Here is a 15,623-nt window from a genome sequence, read left to right on the forward strand (position 1 = left end):
TAATTTTAATAAAAATATGGCTTTTGGGAGTGGTCTTTCTTTTGTTTTTAGTATTTTTGTAAACTCTAATCGAAATGTATGAAAAAAATATCTAAAAGACAATATATCCTTGGATTTGGGGTATCGGTACTATTGTTATCGTTGGTTCGATGTTTTGCTCCTGATGTGGCCAAACCGCCCATGCAAACGAAAGATAATATTGATTCTTTGTCAAGTGATTCTGTGGCTTATGCTTTGTCGGATAGTTTAAGTAATATTCCAGATGATGTGAAGAATAAGGAGTCTCTTGCAGATAGTATACATTCTTCTGTCTTTTATAATTCTGATGGTTCTTTAGCACAGCATCGTATATTTAGTGTTCCTCATTTTGGTAACACCTTTCCTGATCAAAATGATGTGCAGTTAATTGCTGCACAAAAATGGGGGGTAAAACCGATTGCAGATCGCCAGGATGCAATGAATAAGAAATCTGGTCTAGTTTATGTAGGAAGTAATCCTTATTTTTATATTGATAAACTTCATAGTTCTATTCCTTATCTTGTGCCTAGAGCTTCAGTGCTTTTGCAGGATATAGGTAAAGCTTATTATGATAGTCTTATGATAAAAGGCATACCTTTGCATAAAATTATTGTTACGAGTGTTTTGCGCAGTAAAGCTGATGTCGCGAAGTTACGAACACATAATGGTAATGCTACCCAGAATAGTTGTCATATGTATGGTACAACTTTCGATTTGTGTTATAACCGTTATGTTACAGTTGAGGCTCCAGGTGAAAAAAGACGCCGGGTAACGAACGATACCTTAAAATGGGTCTTAAGTGAGGTGCTTCGTGATATGAGAGAGAATAAGCGATGTTTTATAAAATATGAAGTAAATCAGGGTTGTTTTCATATCACTGTGAATTAGGAATAATTTGCTTAAAATAAAAGGTGCATATCGCTATGATATGCACCTTTTATTTTAATTCTTTGCAATGTTAATTAATATGCAAATAAAGGATAATCTTTCATCGTTTCGTTAACTTTTGCACGAACTTTGGCAATAACCTGATCGTTTTCTGGATCTTTCAATACTTCGTCTATAAGGTCTGCTATAAGGTGCATCATATCTTCTTTAGCACCACGGGTAGTCATAGCAGCTGTTCCTAAACGGATACCTGATGTCTGGAAAGCTGAACGCTCATCGTATGGAACCTTGTTCTTGTTTACAGTGATATCTGCTGATACAAGCGCATTTTCTGCTACTTTACCAGTTAATTCTGGGTATTTAGGACGAAGGTCTAGCAACATGGAGTGGTTGTCAGTGCCACCGCTTACGATGGCAAAGCCCTTATCAATCAAGTCTTGTGCGAGTACGGCAGCATTCTTTTGTACTTGTGTTGCATACTCTTTCCAAGACGGAGCGAGATTCTCGCCGAATGCTACAGCTTTTGCTGCAATGACGTGTTCTAGTGGACCACCTTGTGTGCCAGGGAATACAGCAGAGTTAAGCAGTGTGCTCATCTTCTTTAATTCACCCTTTTTGGTTGTTTTACCCCAAGGGTTATCAAAATCTTTCCCCATAAGAATAACACCACCACGAGGACCTCGAAGTGTCTTGTGGGTAGTTGTTGTTACGATATCGGCATATTTCAGTGGATTTTTCAATAAACCAGCAGCGATGAGACCTGCAGGGTGAGCCATATCAATCATTAATAAAGCGCCAACTTCATCTGCGATTTTTCTCATACGCTCATAGTCCCATTCGCGACTATAAGCAGAACCACCACCGATTATTAATTTTGGCTTGTTCTCTAAAGCAAGTCTTTCCATTTCATCGTAATCTACACGACCAGTTTCCTTGTTAAGGGTATAACCGATAGGGTTATAAAGTAAACCTGATGTATTTACGCTACTACCATGAGAAAGATGACCACCCTGGTCGAGATCGAGACCCATGAAAGTGTCACCTGGATTTAATACGGCCAAGAGTACTGCTGCATTTGCTTGTGCGCCAGAGTGTGGTTGTACATTTGCAAATTCTGCTCCAAATACTTTTTTTACACGTTCGCGTGCTAAATCTTCTACTTGGTCAACAACTTGACAGCCACCATAATATCTTTTTCCAGGAAGGCCTTCTGCATATTTGTTGGTCAGATAAGAACCCATTGCAGCCATGACTTCATCACTAACGAAGTTTTCAGAAGCAATTAGCTCCATACCTTTCAGCTGTCGCTGATGTTCATTCTCAATAAGGTCAAAAATTTCTTGATCTCTTCTCATTTTCAGGTGTTATTTTGATGTTAAAAATCCTTTTACGATAAATTTTTCTGCAAAAGTACGCAAATTTAATATCATTTCCAAACTTTTCTTGTGATATTTTTAACAATTTGGAACTAATGCATTGCTAATGTTTGTAGATTATAGTAGTTCTACATTTTCTATTTGTTGTTCTTTGTCACAATATCTACATTTCAAAATACCATGTTCCTTATCAACGACATTAAATACTGTTTGCATAGGTTCATTGTTGGTAATGCATTTAGGATTATTACATTTTACAATGCCCCGCAATTCGTCTGGTGTTTCTACCTTTTTCTTCTCTACCACCTCGTAGTCTTTTATAATACTCAGGATGATGTTAGGAGCGACAACACTGAGTCGATTGATTTCTTCGTCATTGAAAAATTTGTTAGACACCTTGATAATACCTTTGGTAACCAGTTTCTTACTACGATAATTATAACCGATGGTAACAGGTGTTCTCAAGTCCTGTAGGTGTAACAGGTTGGCTACTTGATAAGTCTTTTCTGCAGGAATATGGTCGATAACTGTGCCGTTTTCAATTGCGGCAACAAGCATTTCTTTTTTTGCCATTTGTTTCGTGTTTAGAATTTGCTAGTAATAATAGTCTTGTCGTTTTTCACATCGTCAAGTGTAATTCCAAGGCAATAAGAGAAAATGGCTTCACGTGCATAAAGTCCATTCTTAGCTTGTTGGATATAGTATGCATGTGGATTTTCGTCTACTTCGTATGCAATTTCATTAACTCGTGGAAGTGGGTGCATTACCTTAAGATTAGGTTTTGCATTTTTCAGAGTTTCGTTAGTGAGTCTATAGGTATTTTTAACCCTTTCATATTCCATCAAGTCGCTGAAACGCTCTTTTTGTACACGAGTCATATAGAGAATATCAGCATCAGCAATAATCTTTTCATTGAAAGCAGTATGCTCTACATATTTGATACCATGCTTTTTGCAGTACAGTTTGTACTCATTAGGCATAGCTAATTCTTTTGGAGCGATAAAGTGAAAAGTTGGGTTGAAGTGTCGCATTGCGGTAATAAGAGAGTGAACTGTGCGACCGTATTTCAAGTCTCCTACCAAATAGATATTTAGGTTTTCTAGTGTGCCTTGTGTTTTTTGAATAGAGTAGAGGTCGAGTAAACATTGTGAAGGGTGCATGTGAGCGCCGTCTCCTGCATTGATAATAGGGATAGGGGCAATTTCGCTGGCATATTGTGCCGCTCCTTCTATGTGATGCCTCATTGCAATAACATCGGCATAATTGCTGACCATGAGAATCGTGTCTTTAAGAGTCTCTCCTTTTGTTGTACTTGATGTTTTGGCATCAGAGAAGCCAATAACTCTAGCACCAAGTCTATTGGCAGCAGTTTGGAAAGAGAGTTGAGTACGGGTGGATGGTTCAAAGAAAAGAGTTGCTACTACTTTTCCCTTCAATAATTCCCTGTCTGGGTGATTTTCGAACTCATGCGCCATCTCTAAAAGATACATGATTTTCTCTTTAGAAAGGTCGGCAATCGTCACAAAATGATGATTTTCCATTTATATTTTGATTTGATTGTTTCGAATTCGACTGCGAAGATAGTTATAATTTTTGATTTATGAGAGATTTTTGCGAATAAAGTTGTACTTTTGCAACGATAAATATGAAATTTACTGATGAGAAAAGCTTTTATACACTTTCTTTGGGGAGGTCTTATCATCGTGATATTATTTTCAGCAGGTGCTTTTACAGCTATATGGAACGGCTGGATTGGTTATATGCCTGACATTGAAGATTTACAGAATCCGATTAACCGCTATGCTACTCAGGTTTATTCTTCTGATGGTAAGGTTATGGGTACTTGGAATTTAAATAAGGAAAATCGTATAGTTATTCCTTATAGTAAGATTTCTCCTAATCTAGTACATGCTCTGGTTGCTACAGAGGATGAGCGTTTTTATGAGCATTCTGGAATTGATTTTATTGCTTTAAGCCGAGCTGTTGTTAAGCGAGGTATTCTTGGTCAAAAAAGTGCAGGTGGTGGTTCTACAATTACTCAGCAACTAGCAAAACAATTGTATTCTTCTACTGCTCAGAGTACTTTGGAGCGTCTTCTTCAGAAGCCGATAGAATGGGTAATTGCAGTAAAACTTGAAAGGTGTTATACGAAGGAGGAAATTATTGCTCTTTATCTTAATTATTTTGATTTCTTGCATAATGCTGTGGGTATTAAAACGGCGGCTAATACCTATTTTAATAAAGAGCCTAAAGATCTTTCTATTGTAGAGGCTGCTACTCTCGTAGGTCTCTGTAAAAATCCTTCTTTCTTTAACCCTGTCAGATATCCTGATCGTTGTCGTGAGCGAAGAAATGTGGTGTTGGGACAGATGGTTAAATCCCATTATTTGTCTTCTCTAGAATATGATCAACTGGTGAGTGAGCCGTTAACACTCAATTTTCATCGTACTGATCATAAGGATGGGGCTGCAACTTATTTCCGTGAATTTCTACGACAGTATATGATGGCTAAAATGCCTGATCGTGCAGATTATCCTTCTTGGAATAAGCGCCAGTATGTTATTGATTCGATAGCATGGGCTTCAGATCCATTATATGGATGGTGTAATAAAAACTTTAAAAAGGATGGAAGTCCATATAACGTTTACTCTGATGGCTTGAAGGTTTATACTACGATTAATTCTCGAATGCAACGTTATGCAGAAGAAGCTGTTTATCAGCATGTGGCTCTCAATCTGCAACCAGCATTTAATAAGGAAAATCGTAAGAAAGCTAATGCTCCTTTTACAGATCAACTAACTTCTCAGCAGGTTCGTGATATTTTGGCTCGTTCAGTTCGTCAAAGTGAGCGCTATCGTAATATGAAAGCTAACGGTGCATCTGAAGAGGATATACGTGAGGCGTTCCGTACACGTACAGATATGACGATATTTACTTACCATGGTGATATTGATACTTCTATGACACCATTGGATAGTATTAGGTATTATAAGTCTTTCTTGCGTTCGGGTTTTATGAGTATGGATCCTAAAACGGGTGCTGTTAAAGCATATGTAGGAGGGTTGGATTATAGCCATTTCATGTATGATATGGTAACAGGGGGTCGAAGACAGGTTGGTTCTACAATTAAGCCGTTCTTGTATTCGTTGGCAATGGAAAATGGCTTTTCTCCTTGTGATTTGGCTCCAAACAGGCAACAGACATATATGGTTGCGGGACAGCCTTGGACTCCTCGTAATACGAGCCATAGTCGTTATGGGCAAATGGTTACCTTAAAATGGGGCCTCGCACAGTCTAATAACTGGATTTCTGCATATCTGATGAGCAAGTTAAGTCCTCAACAGTTTGTAGGTTTGCTCCATGACTATGGTATAAATAATCCAGATATTCATCCTTCTATGTCTTTGTGTCTTGGACCTTGTGAAGTATCTGTGGCTGAAATGGTCAGTGCATATTCAGCCTTTGCTAATCATGGTATACGAACAGCTCCTATGTTTGTAACCCGAATCGAGGATAATGAAGGTAATGTTATTACTAGTTTTCAACCTCGAATGAATGAGGTCATTAGTGCAGACTGTGCAAACAAAATGCTAGTTCTACTGCAGGGGGTAGTAGATGGTGGTACTGCTGGTCGACTGAGATATAAATATCATTTCGATGGACAGATTGGTGCAAAGACAGGTACAACTAATCGTAATAGTGATGGCTGGTTCATGGGGTTCACTCCTGAATTGGTTAGTGGAGTGTGGGTCGGAGGTGAAGACCGTGATATTCATTTTGATAATATGCAGTTGGGGCAAGGTGCTTCTTCAGCGCTTCCTATTTGGGCTATCTTCATGAAAAAGGTTTATGCTGATATTTCTCTTGGGTATAATTCACAATCTAAATTTGATATACCTGATGAATATAATCCATGTCTTAAACAGGATAATAATATTGGTAATGATATAGACGAAGTTTTTGAGTAATGTAGGTCATGAGATTAATGGCATGTTTATAAAAAAGCCTTTGGTGAATTAAATATATATCACCAAAGGCTTTTTTTTATATAAATCTACACTTTTCATCATTTTATAACACATATGTTAGAAAATTTAGTTAATTTTGCACCGTAATGTGGTAAAAAGGGATAATATTTCCCAAAATTGTTAATTAAATTTTATTTTTCCTATGCAGAAAAAATTGGTTTTTCTGATTGTCATGATGATGGTCTTTGCGACTTCTGTCATGGCTCAAATCACGACTTCTAGTTTGAGTGGTAGGGTAGTTGCGGATAACGAAGATGTTATTGGTGCTACAATTGAAGCCATTCATACCCCTTCAGGTACTAAGTACCAGGCGGTAACTAACACCAAAGGTATGTATACTATTAATGGTATGCGTCCAGGTGGGCCTTACGAAATTAAAGTTAGTTATATTGGTTATGAAACAAAAGTTGTGAAAAATGTAAAGCTTCAGTTGGCAGAAACATCTAATGTTAATGTTTCTCTCTCTGAGGATGCAAAAGAACTTGGTGAAGTTGTTGTAACTGCTAAGGCGACTAAGTTTACAACCGCTAAGACTGGTGCTTCAACAAACATCGATAACAAGATGATGCAGAACATGCCTACTGTTTCTCGTTCTATCACAGACTTTACTCGTTTGTCTCCTTACGGTGGTAATGGCATGACATTCGGTGGTGCTGATGGTCGTACTGCTAATTTCACAGTAGATGGAGCAGACTTCAACAATAACTTTGGATTAAGTAGTTCACTCCCTGGTGGTGGTAACCCGATTTCTATCGATGCTATTGAGGAAATGCAGGTTGTAGTATCTCCATTCGATGTTCGCCAGACTAATTTTATTGGTGGTGGTGTAAATGCTGTTACTAAGAGTGGTACTAATACATTCAAGGGTACTGCTTATATTTACCATCAGAATGAAAATATGCGTGGTGATGTTGTTGACGGTGATATCGTAACTGCTTCTCGTGATAAAGATCGTACTACGACTTATGGCTTTACATTAGGTGGTCCTATTATTAAGGATAAACTTTTCTTCTTCGTAAATGGTGAAATGGTAAAGAAACCTACACAGGCTAATTCATGGCGCGCAGCTGAAGAAGGTGAAACTGCAAGTGCAGATGAGTATATATCTCGTACAACAGCATCTGATATGCAGAAAGTTCATGACTATGTTTTGAATAAATATGGTTATGAAACAGGTTCTTATAAGGATTTCCCTGCTGATGAAGATAACTACAAGTTGTTGGCTCGTTTAGATTGGAATATTAATAGTAAGCATCACTTAGCTCTCCGTTATAATTATACCAAAAATCGCAGTTGGTCGGTAGTTACAAGAACTTCTATGGATGGTGGTACCACTGCAACAAACGATCGTTTTGGTGCTTATTCTATGGGTTTTGCTAATACCATGTATGCTAAGGATGGTTTGGTACACTCTTTCTCTCTCGATTTAAATAGCCGTTTCACAGAGAATTTATCTAACCAGTTATTAGTAACATACTCTAAACTTGATGATCTTCGTGATACTAACTCAGACATTTTCCCATTCATCGATATATTGAAGGATGGAGATGCTTATATGTCATTAGGTTATGAGCTCTTTACTTATAATAATGCTGTTCATAATAATGTTTGGAATATCAAAGATGATGTAACTTACTATTTTGGTAATCATAAATTGCTTGCAGGTATCAATTACGAGCATCAGATGGCAGATAACCAGTATATGCGTAATGGTACAGGTTATTATCGCTATAAGTCTTTGGATGATTTCTTGAATGAAAAAGCTCCAGAAATTGTCAATCTCACTTATGGTTATAATGGTGAAAAAGAGCCTGCAGCGCGTGTTCAGTATTCTAAACTCGGATTGTATGTACAGGATGAGTGGCAAGCTACTAATAAATTTAAGTTGACTTATGGTATTCGTTTGGATGATATCTTCTTTAATAATGGTGATTTAATGACAAATAATGCCATTAAGGAACTTGATTATAATGGTCGTCATATCGATACAGGTAAGTGGCCATCTTCTAAAGTTATCTTCTCACCTCGTGTAGGTTTTACTTATGATGTTTTGGGTGACAAATCTTTGAAGTTCCGTGGTGGTACAGGTCTCTTTGCAGGTCGTTTGCCATTGGTATTCTTTACCAATATGCCTACTAACTCTGGTATGATTCAGTATCAGGCTATTATCAATGCATCTAATGCTGCAAAGAAAGGCTTTGATATGAACGAATTCAAAGGTGGCTTAGTTACAGATGCTAATGGTAAGGCTACGCCTGAAGCTTTGTTGAACAAACTTACTTCTTTAGGTTACCCTACAACAATCAGTCCTGAGGAGGGTACTGTTCCTTCTGCAATTTCAAGTGTAGATCCAGATTTCCATATGCCACAGGTATGGAAAACATCTCTTGCAGTTGATTACGCTATTCCTGTAAATTTCCCATTCTCAGTATCAGCTGAGTATATTTTCAATAAGACAGTTTATGGTACCTTCATGAACGATTGGAGTACTCCTAATGTAGAGGGCTTTGCTCGTTTCAATGGGGTTGATAGTCGTCATATTTATCCTTCTGGATTCCAGCAGGGTACACATGCTTATATTCTTGAGAATACTAGTAAAGGTTATGGTTATTCTTGGAGCTTGTCTGCCAATGCTCAGCCTTTCGAATGGTTGGATTTGACAGCAGCATATACTCACACAGTATCAAAGGAGCTTACTAGCTTACCAGGTTCTAATGCCTCTTCTGTACTTAATTATGTAGCAACAGTAGATGGTCCTACAGCAATGAAGTTGCACAATGCAGCTAATGTTACTCCTGACCGTTTTATCGCTTCTGCTACAATGCACGACAAGAGTGGTAATCACTTGAATCTTACTTACGAGGCATGGCGTGGTAGCTACAAGTATTCTGCTATGACCACAAATGATATGAATGGTGATGGTTTCAATTATGATGCTATCTTTATCCCAACTGATCAGCAAGTTGCTAATGGTGATTTCTGTTTTAAGACGGAGGATGATAAGACTCGTTTCATGGACTTCGTTCATGCTAATAGTTTCTTGAGTGATCATCAAGGAGAATATGCTGAGTCTTATGGTATCTTCTCTCCATGGGTACATCGTGTAGATTTGGGTTATAAGCATGACTTTAAGGTTAAGGCTGGCAATACTAAGCATATGCTTCAATTGAGTTTTGATATCAAAAATGTACTTAATCTCTTCAATTCTTCTTGGGGTGTTGCTAAGCAGATTAATCAAGACATTAGTACAGAGGGTTTCCGTCTTCTTACTTATGAAGGTGTAAATGAGGCAGGTAAGGCTGTGTTCTCAACTCCAAGCGTTATTAATGGCAGTACTCCTGCTTGGCATTACAATCATGCAACTGGTCAGTGCTGGTATGCATCTATTGGTATTAAGTACTATTTTAATTAATCTTTTAAGCATATTAATATAATGAAATTAAGATATATTCTTCCTGCCCTCTTAGCATTTGTGATGATGCTGACTGGATGTTCTTCGGAGTATACTGTCGATAATCTGAAATCTGTACAGGTCTCTTCTTCGTATGTTGCTATTAATAAGGGCGGTGGTGAAACGGAGATTACTTTAAAAGCTCAGGGTGACTGGTACATTGAGCGTGTTGATAGTAAGGATTTGTGGTTTACCATGTCTGATTCTATTGGTACTGCTGGTGAGACTACTTTAAAGTTCTCAGCTTCTGCAACAGATAATGGACGTAGTTCTTCTGTTAAACTCTATTGCAACGGCGAAACTCAATATATTAACATTTTGCAGGGTCTTGCTTCTGCAGAAGGTAAGCTTGCTACTTGTGCTGAGGTTAATTCTGGTGTTGAGGGTACTATATATCGTATCAAGGGTACTGTTAAGTCTGTTCAAGAATGGACTAAGTATGGTAACTGGTATATTCAGGATGAAACAGGTAGTACTCAGATTTATGGAACAACGAATTTCAAGGATTTTGATATCGAACCGGGTGATGAAGTAGTGGTAGATGGTCCATTGGCATTCTATAATGGCAATGCCGAGTTGAAAAATGCTACTATTGCCAGTGTTACCAAGTCTTTGATTAAAGTTGACTCTATAGATAACCAGACTCTTCCAAAGGAAGGTGGTGTCGCTGTTGTTCATATTACTTGTAAGGGTCAGGGTGTTTCATTACCTGAAATACCAGAAGAAGCAAAGAGCTGGTTGTCTTATTCATCTACACGTTCTTATGAAGGTGGTGCAACTGTATCTTTCAAGGCTACACCTAATGAAGGTGGTGCTCGTTCTGCTACGGTTACTTTCCGTACTACAGATGGTGAAAAAGAATATACTAGCGAGGCTACTATTAATCAGAATGGTGGTATTGTAGTGGCAACGCTTTCTGAATTCCGTGCAGCCGAAGTAGGTGATACTCAGTATCGTTTTACTGGTATTATTTCAAAACTCGATGGTAAGGGTAATTTCTATGTTACAGACTATTCTGATTTAACGGGTGAAGTACAGGTCTATAAGCCAACTGGTCTTCCAGAAACAGCAAAGGTTGGTGATATCGTTACTATAGTTGGTAAGCGTGCTCAGTATAAAACTACTATTGAGTTTTCTGATGTGACAGTAGAAAAACTTCAAGCTGTAGAGGCTGTTTCTATTAACGAATTCCGTTCTAAAGCTGATTCTAATGATGCCTATTACATGATATCAGGTAAGATAAGTCAATCTACTGAAGCAAATACAAAGTGGGATCTTGAGAAATATGGAAACTTCGCTTTGACCGATGAATCAGGTACAGTATATGTTTATGGTGTGCTTGCTGGTTGGGGCGGTACCAAAGGTAAACTTCAAGAGCAGGGTGTAACACTTGAGGATGGTGATAATATAACTATTATTGCTACTAAGTCAACTTATAAAGGACTTATAGAAGCTGTGGGTGTATTTATCTCAAAGAATAATTAAGTTTTAACCTAATATGAAAAATAGGATATCTCTCAAAAGGTATCCTATTTTTTTTGTCTTTTGCTTTAGCGTTTTGTAACGCACTATTTTGAAAAAGTGATAGAGTTACGGTTGCTCGTTATCAAATCATTCTAATTGATTTGTTTTTTAGAAGAAAAAACAGTATCTTCGCATATATAATGTTGATAAAGCAATGATTTGACTATTTTCAGAATAGCTAATATTTTATATCTTACAATATGAATAACTTTACATTTTATAGTCCTACAGAATTTGTATTTGGTAAGGATACAGAGAAAAATGTAGGTGAGTTGTGTCAACAGTATGGTGCTTCTCGTATAATGATTGTATATGGTGGCGGAAGTGTTGTTCGTTCAGGTTTATTAGATCGCATTAAAAAGTCTCTCGATGAAGCTAAGTTGGTTTATTGCGAATTGTCTGGAGTTCAACCTAATCCTGTTGATACGAAGGTGTACGAGGGATTGGAATTAGCTCGTGAATTTAAACCTGATTTTATGTTGCCTGTAGGTGGTGGAAGTGTTATAGATACTGCCAAAACTATTGCAGCTGGTTTTTATTATGAGGGTGATTTTTGGGATTTCTATTGTGGTAAAGCCAAACCTGTAAATGCATTACCAATAGGAGTAGTCTTAACAATACCTGCAGCAGGAAGTGAAGGCTCTGGAAATGCTGTAATTACTAATACTAAGACTCATGTGAAAAATGGCTTGCGAATGCCTAAACTCCTTCGTCCTAAATTTGCTATTATGAATCCTGAGTTGACGATGACCTTACCTGCTTGGCAAACTGCGAGCGGTATTACGGATATGATGGCACACATATTAGAACGATATTTGAGTAATACTCCTGATGTTCAGATTGGTGATCGTTTGGCTGAGGGAATGTTATTGGCTATTATGGAGGAAGCAGAGAAGGTAATGAGGAATCCTCAAGATTATGAGGCACGTGCTAATATTATGTGGAGTGGTACTATTGCTCACAATGATACTTGTTCTTTAGGTAGGCAGGAAGATTGGAATAGCCATGCTATGGAGCACGAAATTTCTGCAGAATATAATGTAACTCATGGTGCAGGATTGGCTGTAATATTCCCAGCTTTCCTAACTTATGCTTCTAAACATAATCCTGCAAAAGTTGCTCAGTTGGCATATCGTGTTTTAGGTGTAACTGAGTCTGGTGATATAGCTGCTGATGCTTTAGAAGGGGCTAAACGTCTCAAAGCTTGGTTGCATGATGTTTTGGGTATGCCTGTTTCTTTTGCACAGTTGGGGGTGGATAATCCGGACCTTGAATTACTGAATACTAGGCTACATCGCTTGAAAGGCGATGTTATGCAAGGATATATGCCTTTAGATGCGGAAGCTACTATGGAAATCTATAAACTTTGTTTATAAATAAGAAGTATTAATATATTTGAAAGGCTGTTGTTCAGAATGACGACAGCCTTTTTGGTTTTGTCTAGCATGTATGTATTTTGAATTTACTTGACATAAACCGTCTTGTACTTTGCGTATTTGAAATTGTGATGTAGAATGGCCTCAAATACGCGAATTTTGAAGCATGTTTGTATCTGGTTGAGTATCAATGTGTTACATTTTTAACGTTTCGGTGGTTTACTAAATGGGCGCCAAAACCCCAGCTCCTAGGGGTCGAAAGCTTAGGGTTGATGCGATAAGGTCATAGAGTTTAGCGAACAAAGTCTTAGGTTTCGACCCCTAGGAGCTAGGGTTTTGGCGGGAGAGAAAATCGAGGGGAAGAAAAAAGACCAAACAGGCTGATCAAAAGTTGAATATTTTAAGCTAGATGATGATTTTTAGTGGCTATGTTTTTTTGATATTTTATTTTACGTTTTGCCCACTACAGACAGCGAAAGTTTGCGGCTACTTGTCAATTTTTCGTTGTTACAGAATTCTGTGCACCATTCTCATATTTCTTTAATCCTTATATATTATAATGTGTACGTCCACGGGAGCAAGCTTTTATTGTCAAAGAACGCGCAAAATCTTAGTTTTTTGCAATTTTTTCTTGAAAACATTTGGAGGTTATGGATATTTTGTATACCTTTGCACTCGCTTTCGAACAAACGGAAGCAGCCAAATAACGTTGGTTATGAGGCTTAAGAGAAAGAGTTCTTTGAAAAGATTACATAGACAGAGAAGTAGTACAAGAAGCGTTCACATATTATAGATATGTGTGAATGGGTAACAAAAACGAACCGTCAAGTTTAGTTTTTGTCCAGGCTTTAAACCGACTTCAATAAAAGGATAAGCGTCCTTGAAACAGAGACAAATCATCTATTTATATAGATATTTAAAGATATTTTACAATGGAGAGTTTGATCCTGGCTCAGGATGAACGCTAGCTACAGGCTTAACACATGCAAGTCGAGGGGTAACATGAAGAAAGCTTGCTTTCTTTGATGACGACCGGCGCACGGGTGAGTATCGCGTATCCAACCTGCCCATAAGTAGGGAATAGCCTTGCGAAAGTAAGATTAATGCCCTATGGTTTCCGTTAAAGACATCTGAGATGGAATAAAGATTTATCGCTTATGGATGGGGATGCGTCTGATTAGGTAGTAGGCGGGGTAACGGCCCACCTAGCCGACGATCAGTAGGGGTTCTGAGAGGAAGGTCCCCCACATTGGAACTGAGACACGGTCCAAACTCCTACGGGAGGCAGCAGTGAGGAATATTGGTCAATGGACGAAAGTCTGAACCAGCCAAGTAGCGTGCAGGATGACGGCCCTATGGGTTGTAAACTGCTTTTTTAGGGGAATAAAGTTAGCCACGTGTGGTTATTTGCATGTACCCTACGAATAAGGACCGGCTAATTCCGTGCCAGCAGCCGCGGTAATACGGAAGGTCCGGGCGTTATCCGGATTTATTGGGTTTAAAGGGAGCGCAGGCCGTTTGGTAAGCGTGTTGTGAAATGTCCGGGCTCAACTTGGGCACTGCAGCGCGAACTGTCAGACTTGAGTGCACAGGAAGCGGGCGGAATTCGTGGTGTAGCGGTGAAATGCTTAGATATCACGAAGAACTCCAATTGCGAAGGCAGCTCGCTGTAGTGTTACTGACGCTAAAGCTCGAAAGTGCGGGTATCGAACAGGATTAGATACCCTGGTAGTCCGCACGGTAAACGATGGATGCCCGCTGTTTGCCCTTCGGGGTGAGTGGCTAAGCGAAAGCGTTAAGCATCCCACCTGGGGAGTACGCCGGCAACGGTGAAACTCAAAGGAATTGACGGGGGCCCGCACAAGCGGAGGAACATGTGGTTTAATTCGATGATACGCGAGGAACCTTACCCGGGCTTGAATTGCAGATGACGGATCTAGAGATAGTGACTTCCTTCGGGACATCTGTGAAGGTGCTGCATGGTTGTCGTCAGCTCGTGCCGTGAGGTGTCGGCTTAAGTGCCATAACGAGCGCAACCCTTCTCTTCAGTTGCCATCAGGTTAAGCTGGGCACTCTGGAGACACTGCCACCGTAAGGTGTGAGGAAGGTGGGGATGACGTCAAATCAGCACGGCCCTTACGTCCGGGGCTACACACGTGTTACAATGGCCGGTACAGAAAGTCGGATGCCCGTAAGGTCATTCTAATCAAGAAAGCCGGTCCCAGTTCGGACTGAGGTCTGCAACCCGACCTCACGAAGCTGGATTCGCTAGTAATCGCGCATCAGCCATGGCGCGGTGAATACGTTCCCGGGCCTTGTACACACCGCCCGTCAAGCCATGAAAGCCGGGGGTGCCTGAAGTCCGTGACCGCAAGGGTCGGCCTAGGGCAAAACTGGTAATTGGGGCTAAGTCGTAACAAGGTAGCCGTACCGGAAGGTGCGGCTGGAACACCTCCTTTCTGGAAGAGATGCTTATTTTGAAGTAAGTAAAAGTCAAGAGACATGACAAACGAAAAGGTTTGATGATGTCATCCAAAGTTTCCTTGTACTACAGAACCTGTTTAATATATAAGAGAAAAAGGAAGCCGGGCTCGAAGATGCAAGCCCAGAAATCTTGGACAGTCAGCCAACCCGGAACTATAGTCCTATAGCTCAGTTGGTTAGAGCGCCACACTGATAATGTGGAGGTCGGCAGTTCAAGTCTGCCTGGGACTACACAAACTTCCAGTCTTCTCAAACCAAAAAAGTTTGGGGGATTAGCTCAGCTGGCTAGAGCACCTGCTTTGCAAGCAGGGGGTCAACGGTTCGAATCCGTTATTCTCCACTTCAGGTAATCCACTTTTAATAGAGTGAGATAAGCCAATAAGATCTTTGACATATTGACACAAGCAAAACTGTAGCGAGAACTAGCAATAGTTCAAGAAACAATACAGCTGAAAGTATGAGCTACCGTTCATCTTAC

The 15,623-nt window shown here is 39.4% G+C and carries 8 protein-coding genes, 2 tRNA genes and 1 rRNA gene; 8 read left to right on the top strand and 3 right to left on the bottom strand.

What is annotated here, in order from left to right; all coding sequences use genetic code 11:
- Positions 1-78 precede the first annotated feature (78 nt).
- Complete coding sequence (locus L6471_RS06855; protein ID WP_237797614.1) at positions 79-906, top strand: DUF5715 family protein; 828 nt, start codon at positions 79-81, stop codon at positions 904-906.
- Positions 907-980: 74 nt separating this feature from the next.
- Here L6471_RS06855 and glyA read toward each other — a convergent pair whose 3' ends face one another.
- The 3 genes from glyA to pyrB form a co-directional block, all read right to left on the bottom strand.
- Entirely contained in the window at positions 981-2,261 is a 1,281-nt protein-coding gene (glyA, locus tag L6471_RS06860; RefSeq protein WP_006282484.1) for a serine hydroxymethyltransferase, read from the bottom strand.
- Between the two features lie 138 nt (positions 2,262-2,399).
- A complete protein-coding gene (locus tag L6471_RS06865) occupies positions 2,400-2,855 on the bottom strand; it encodes an aspartate carbamoyltransferase regulatory subunit (protein ID WP_006282483.1) in 456 nt (151 codons plus the stop codon).
- Between the two features lie 11 nt (positions 2,856-2,866).
- On the bottom strand, positions 2,867-3,823 hold the full coding sequence (gene pyrB / locus L6471_RS06870) for an aspartate carbamoyltransferase (protein WP_006282482.1): 957 nt from the start codon (positions 3,821-3,823) through the stop codon (positions 2,867-2,869).
- Positions 3,824-3,940: 117 nt separating this feature from the next.
- On the opposite strand from pyrB, the gene L6471_RS06875 reads away from it, so the two are divergent.
- The 7 genes from L6471_RS06875 (at position 3,941) to L6471_RS06905 (ending at position 15,485) form a co-directional block, all read left to right on the top strand.
- Positions 3,941-6,250, top strand: coding sequence for a transglycosylase domain-containing protein (locus tag L6471_RS06875; protein ID WP_006282481.1), 2,310 nt, complete (start codon positions 3,941-3,943; stop codon positions 6,248-6,250).
- A 202-nt stretch (positions 6,251-6,452) separates the two neighbouring features.
- Positions 6,453-9,722: a TonB-dependent receptor gene (locus tag L6471_RS06880; RefSeq protein WP_237797615.1), complete on the top strand. Its 3,270-nt coding sequence runs from the start codon at positions 6,453-6,455 to the stop codon at positions 9,720-9,722.
- Between the two features lie 21 nt (positions 9,723-9,743).
- Entirely contained in the window at positions 9,744-11,246 is a 1,503-nt protein-coding gene (locus L6471_RS06885; RefSeq protein WP_237797616.1) for a BACON domain-containing protein, read from the top strand.
- A gap of 239 nt (positions 11,247-11,485) precedes the next feature.
- Complete coding sequence (locus tag L6471_RS06890) at positions 11,486-12,661, top strand: iron-containing alcohol dehydrogenase (RefSeq protein WP_173652126.1); 1,176 nt, start codon at positions 11,486-11,488, stop codon at positions 12,659-12,661.
- Between the two features lie 929 nt (positions 12,662-13,590).
- Positions 13,591-15,120, top strand: a 16S ribosomal RNA gene (locus L6471_RS06895).
- A gap of 182 nt (positions 15,121-15,302) precedes the next feature.
- Positions 15,303-15,376: transfer RNA gene (locus tag L6471_RS06900), tRNA-Ile, on the top strand.
- A 35-nt stretch (positions 15,377-15,411) separates the two neighbouring features.
- A tRNA-Ala gene (locus L6471_RS06905) sits at positions 15,412-15,485 on the top strand.
- The last annotated feature ends 138 nt before the right edge of the window (positions 15,486-15,623 follow it).

Origin of the sequence: Segatella bryantii, from assembly GCF_022024215.1 — a bacterium.
GTDB lineage: Bacteria > Bacteroidota > Bacteroidia > Bacteroidales > Bacteroidaceae > Prevotella > Prevotella bryantii.

Coding starts and splice junctions, on each gene's coding strand:
- L6471_RS06855 (WP_237797614.1), top strand. CDS start 79: ATGAAAAAAATATCTAAAAGACAATATATCCTTGGATTTGGGGTATCG.
- glyA (WP_006282484.1), bottom strand. CDS start 2,261: ATGAGAAGAGATCAAGAAATTTTTGACCTTATTGAGAATGAACATCAG.
- L6471_RS06865 (WP_006282483.1), bottom strand. CDS start 2,855: ATGGCAAAAAAAGAAATGCTTGTTGCCGCAATTGAAAACGGCACAGTT.
- pyrB (WP_006282482.1), bottom strand. CDS start 3,823: ATGGAAAATCATCATTTTGTGACGATTGCCGACCTTTCTAAAGAGAAA.
- L6471_RS06875 (WP_006282481.1), top strand. CDS start 3,941: ATGAGAAAAGCTTTTATACACTTTCTTTGGGGAGGTCTTATCATCGTG.
- L6471_RS06880 (WP_237797615.1), top strand. CDS start 6,453: ATGCAGAAAAAATTGGTTTTTCTGATTGTCATGATGATGGTCTTTGCG.
- L6471_RS06885 (WP_237797616.1), top strand. CDS start 9,744: ATGAAATTAAGATATATTCTTCCTGCCCTCTTAGCATTTGTGATGATG.
- L6471_RS06890 (WP_173652126.1), top strand. CDS start 11,486: ATGAATAACTTTACATTTTATAGTCCTACAGAATTTGTATTTGGTAAG.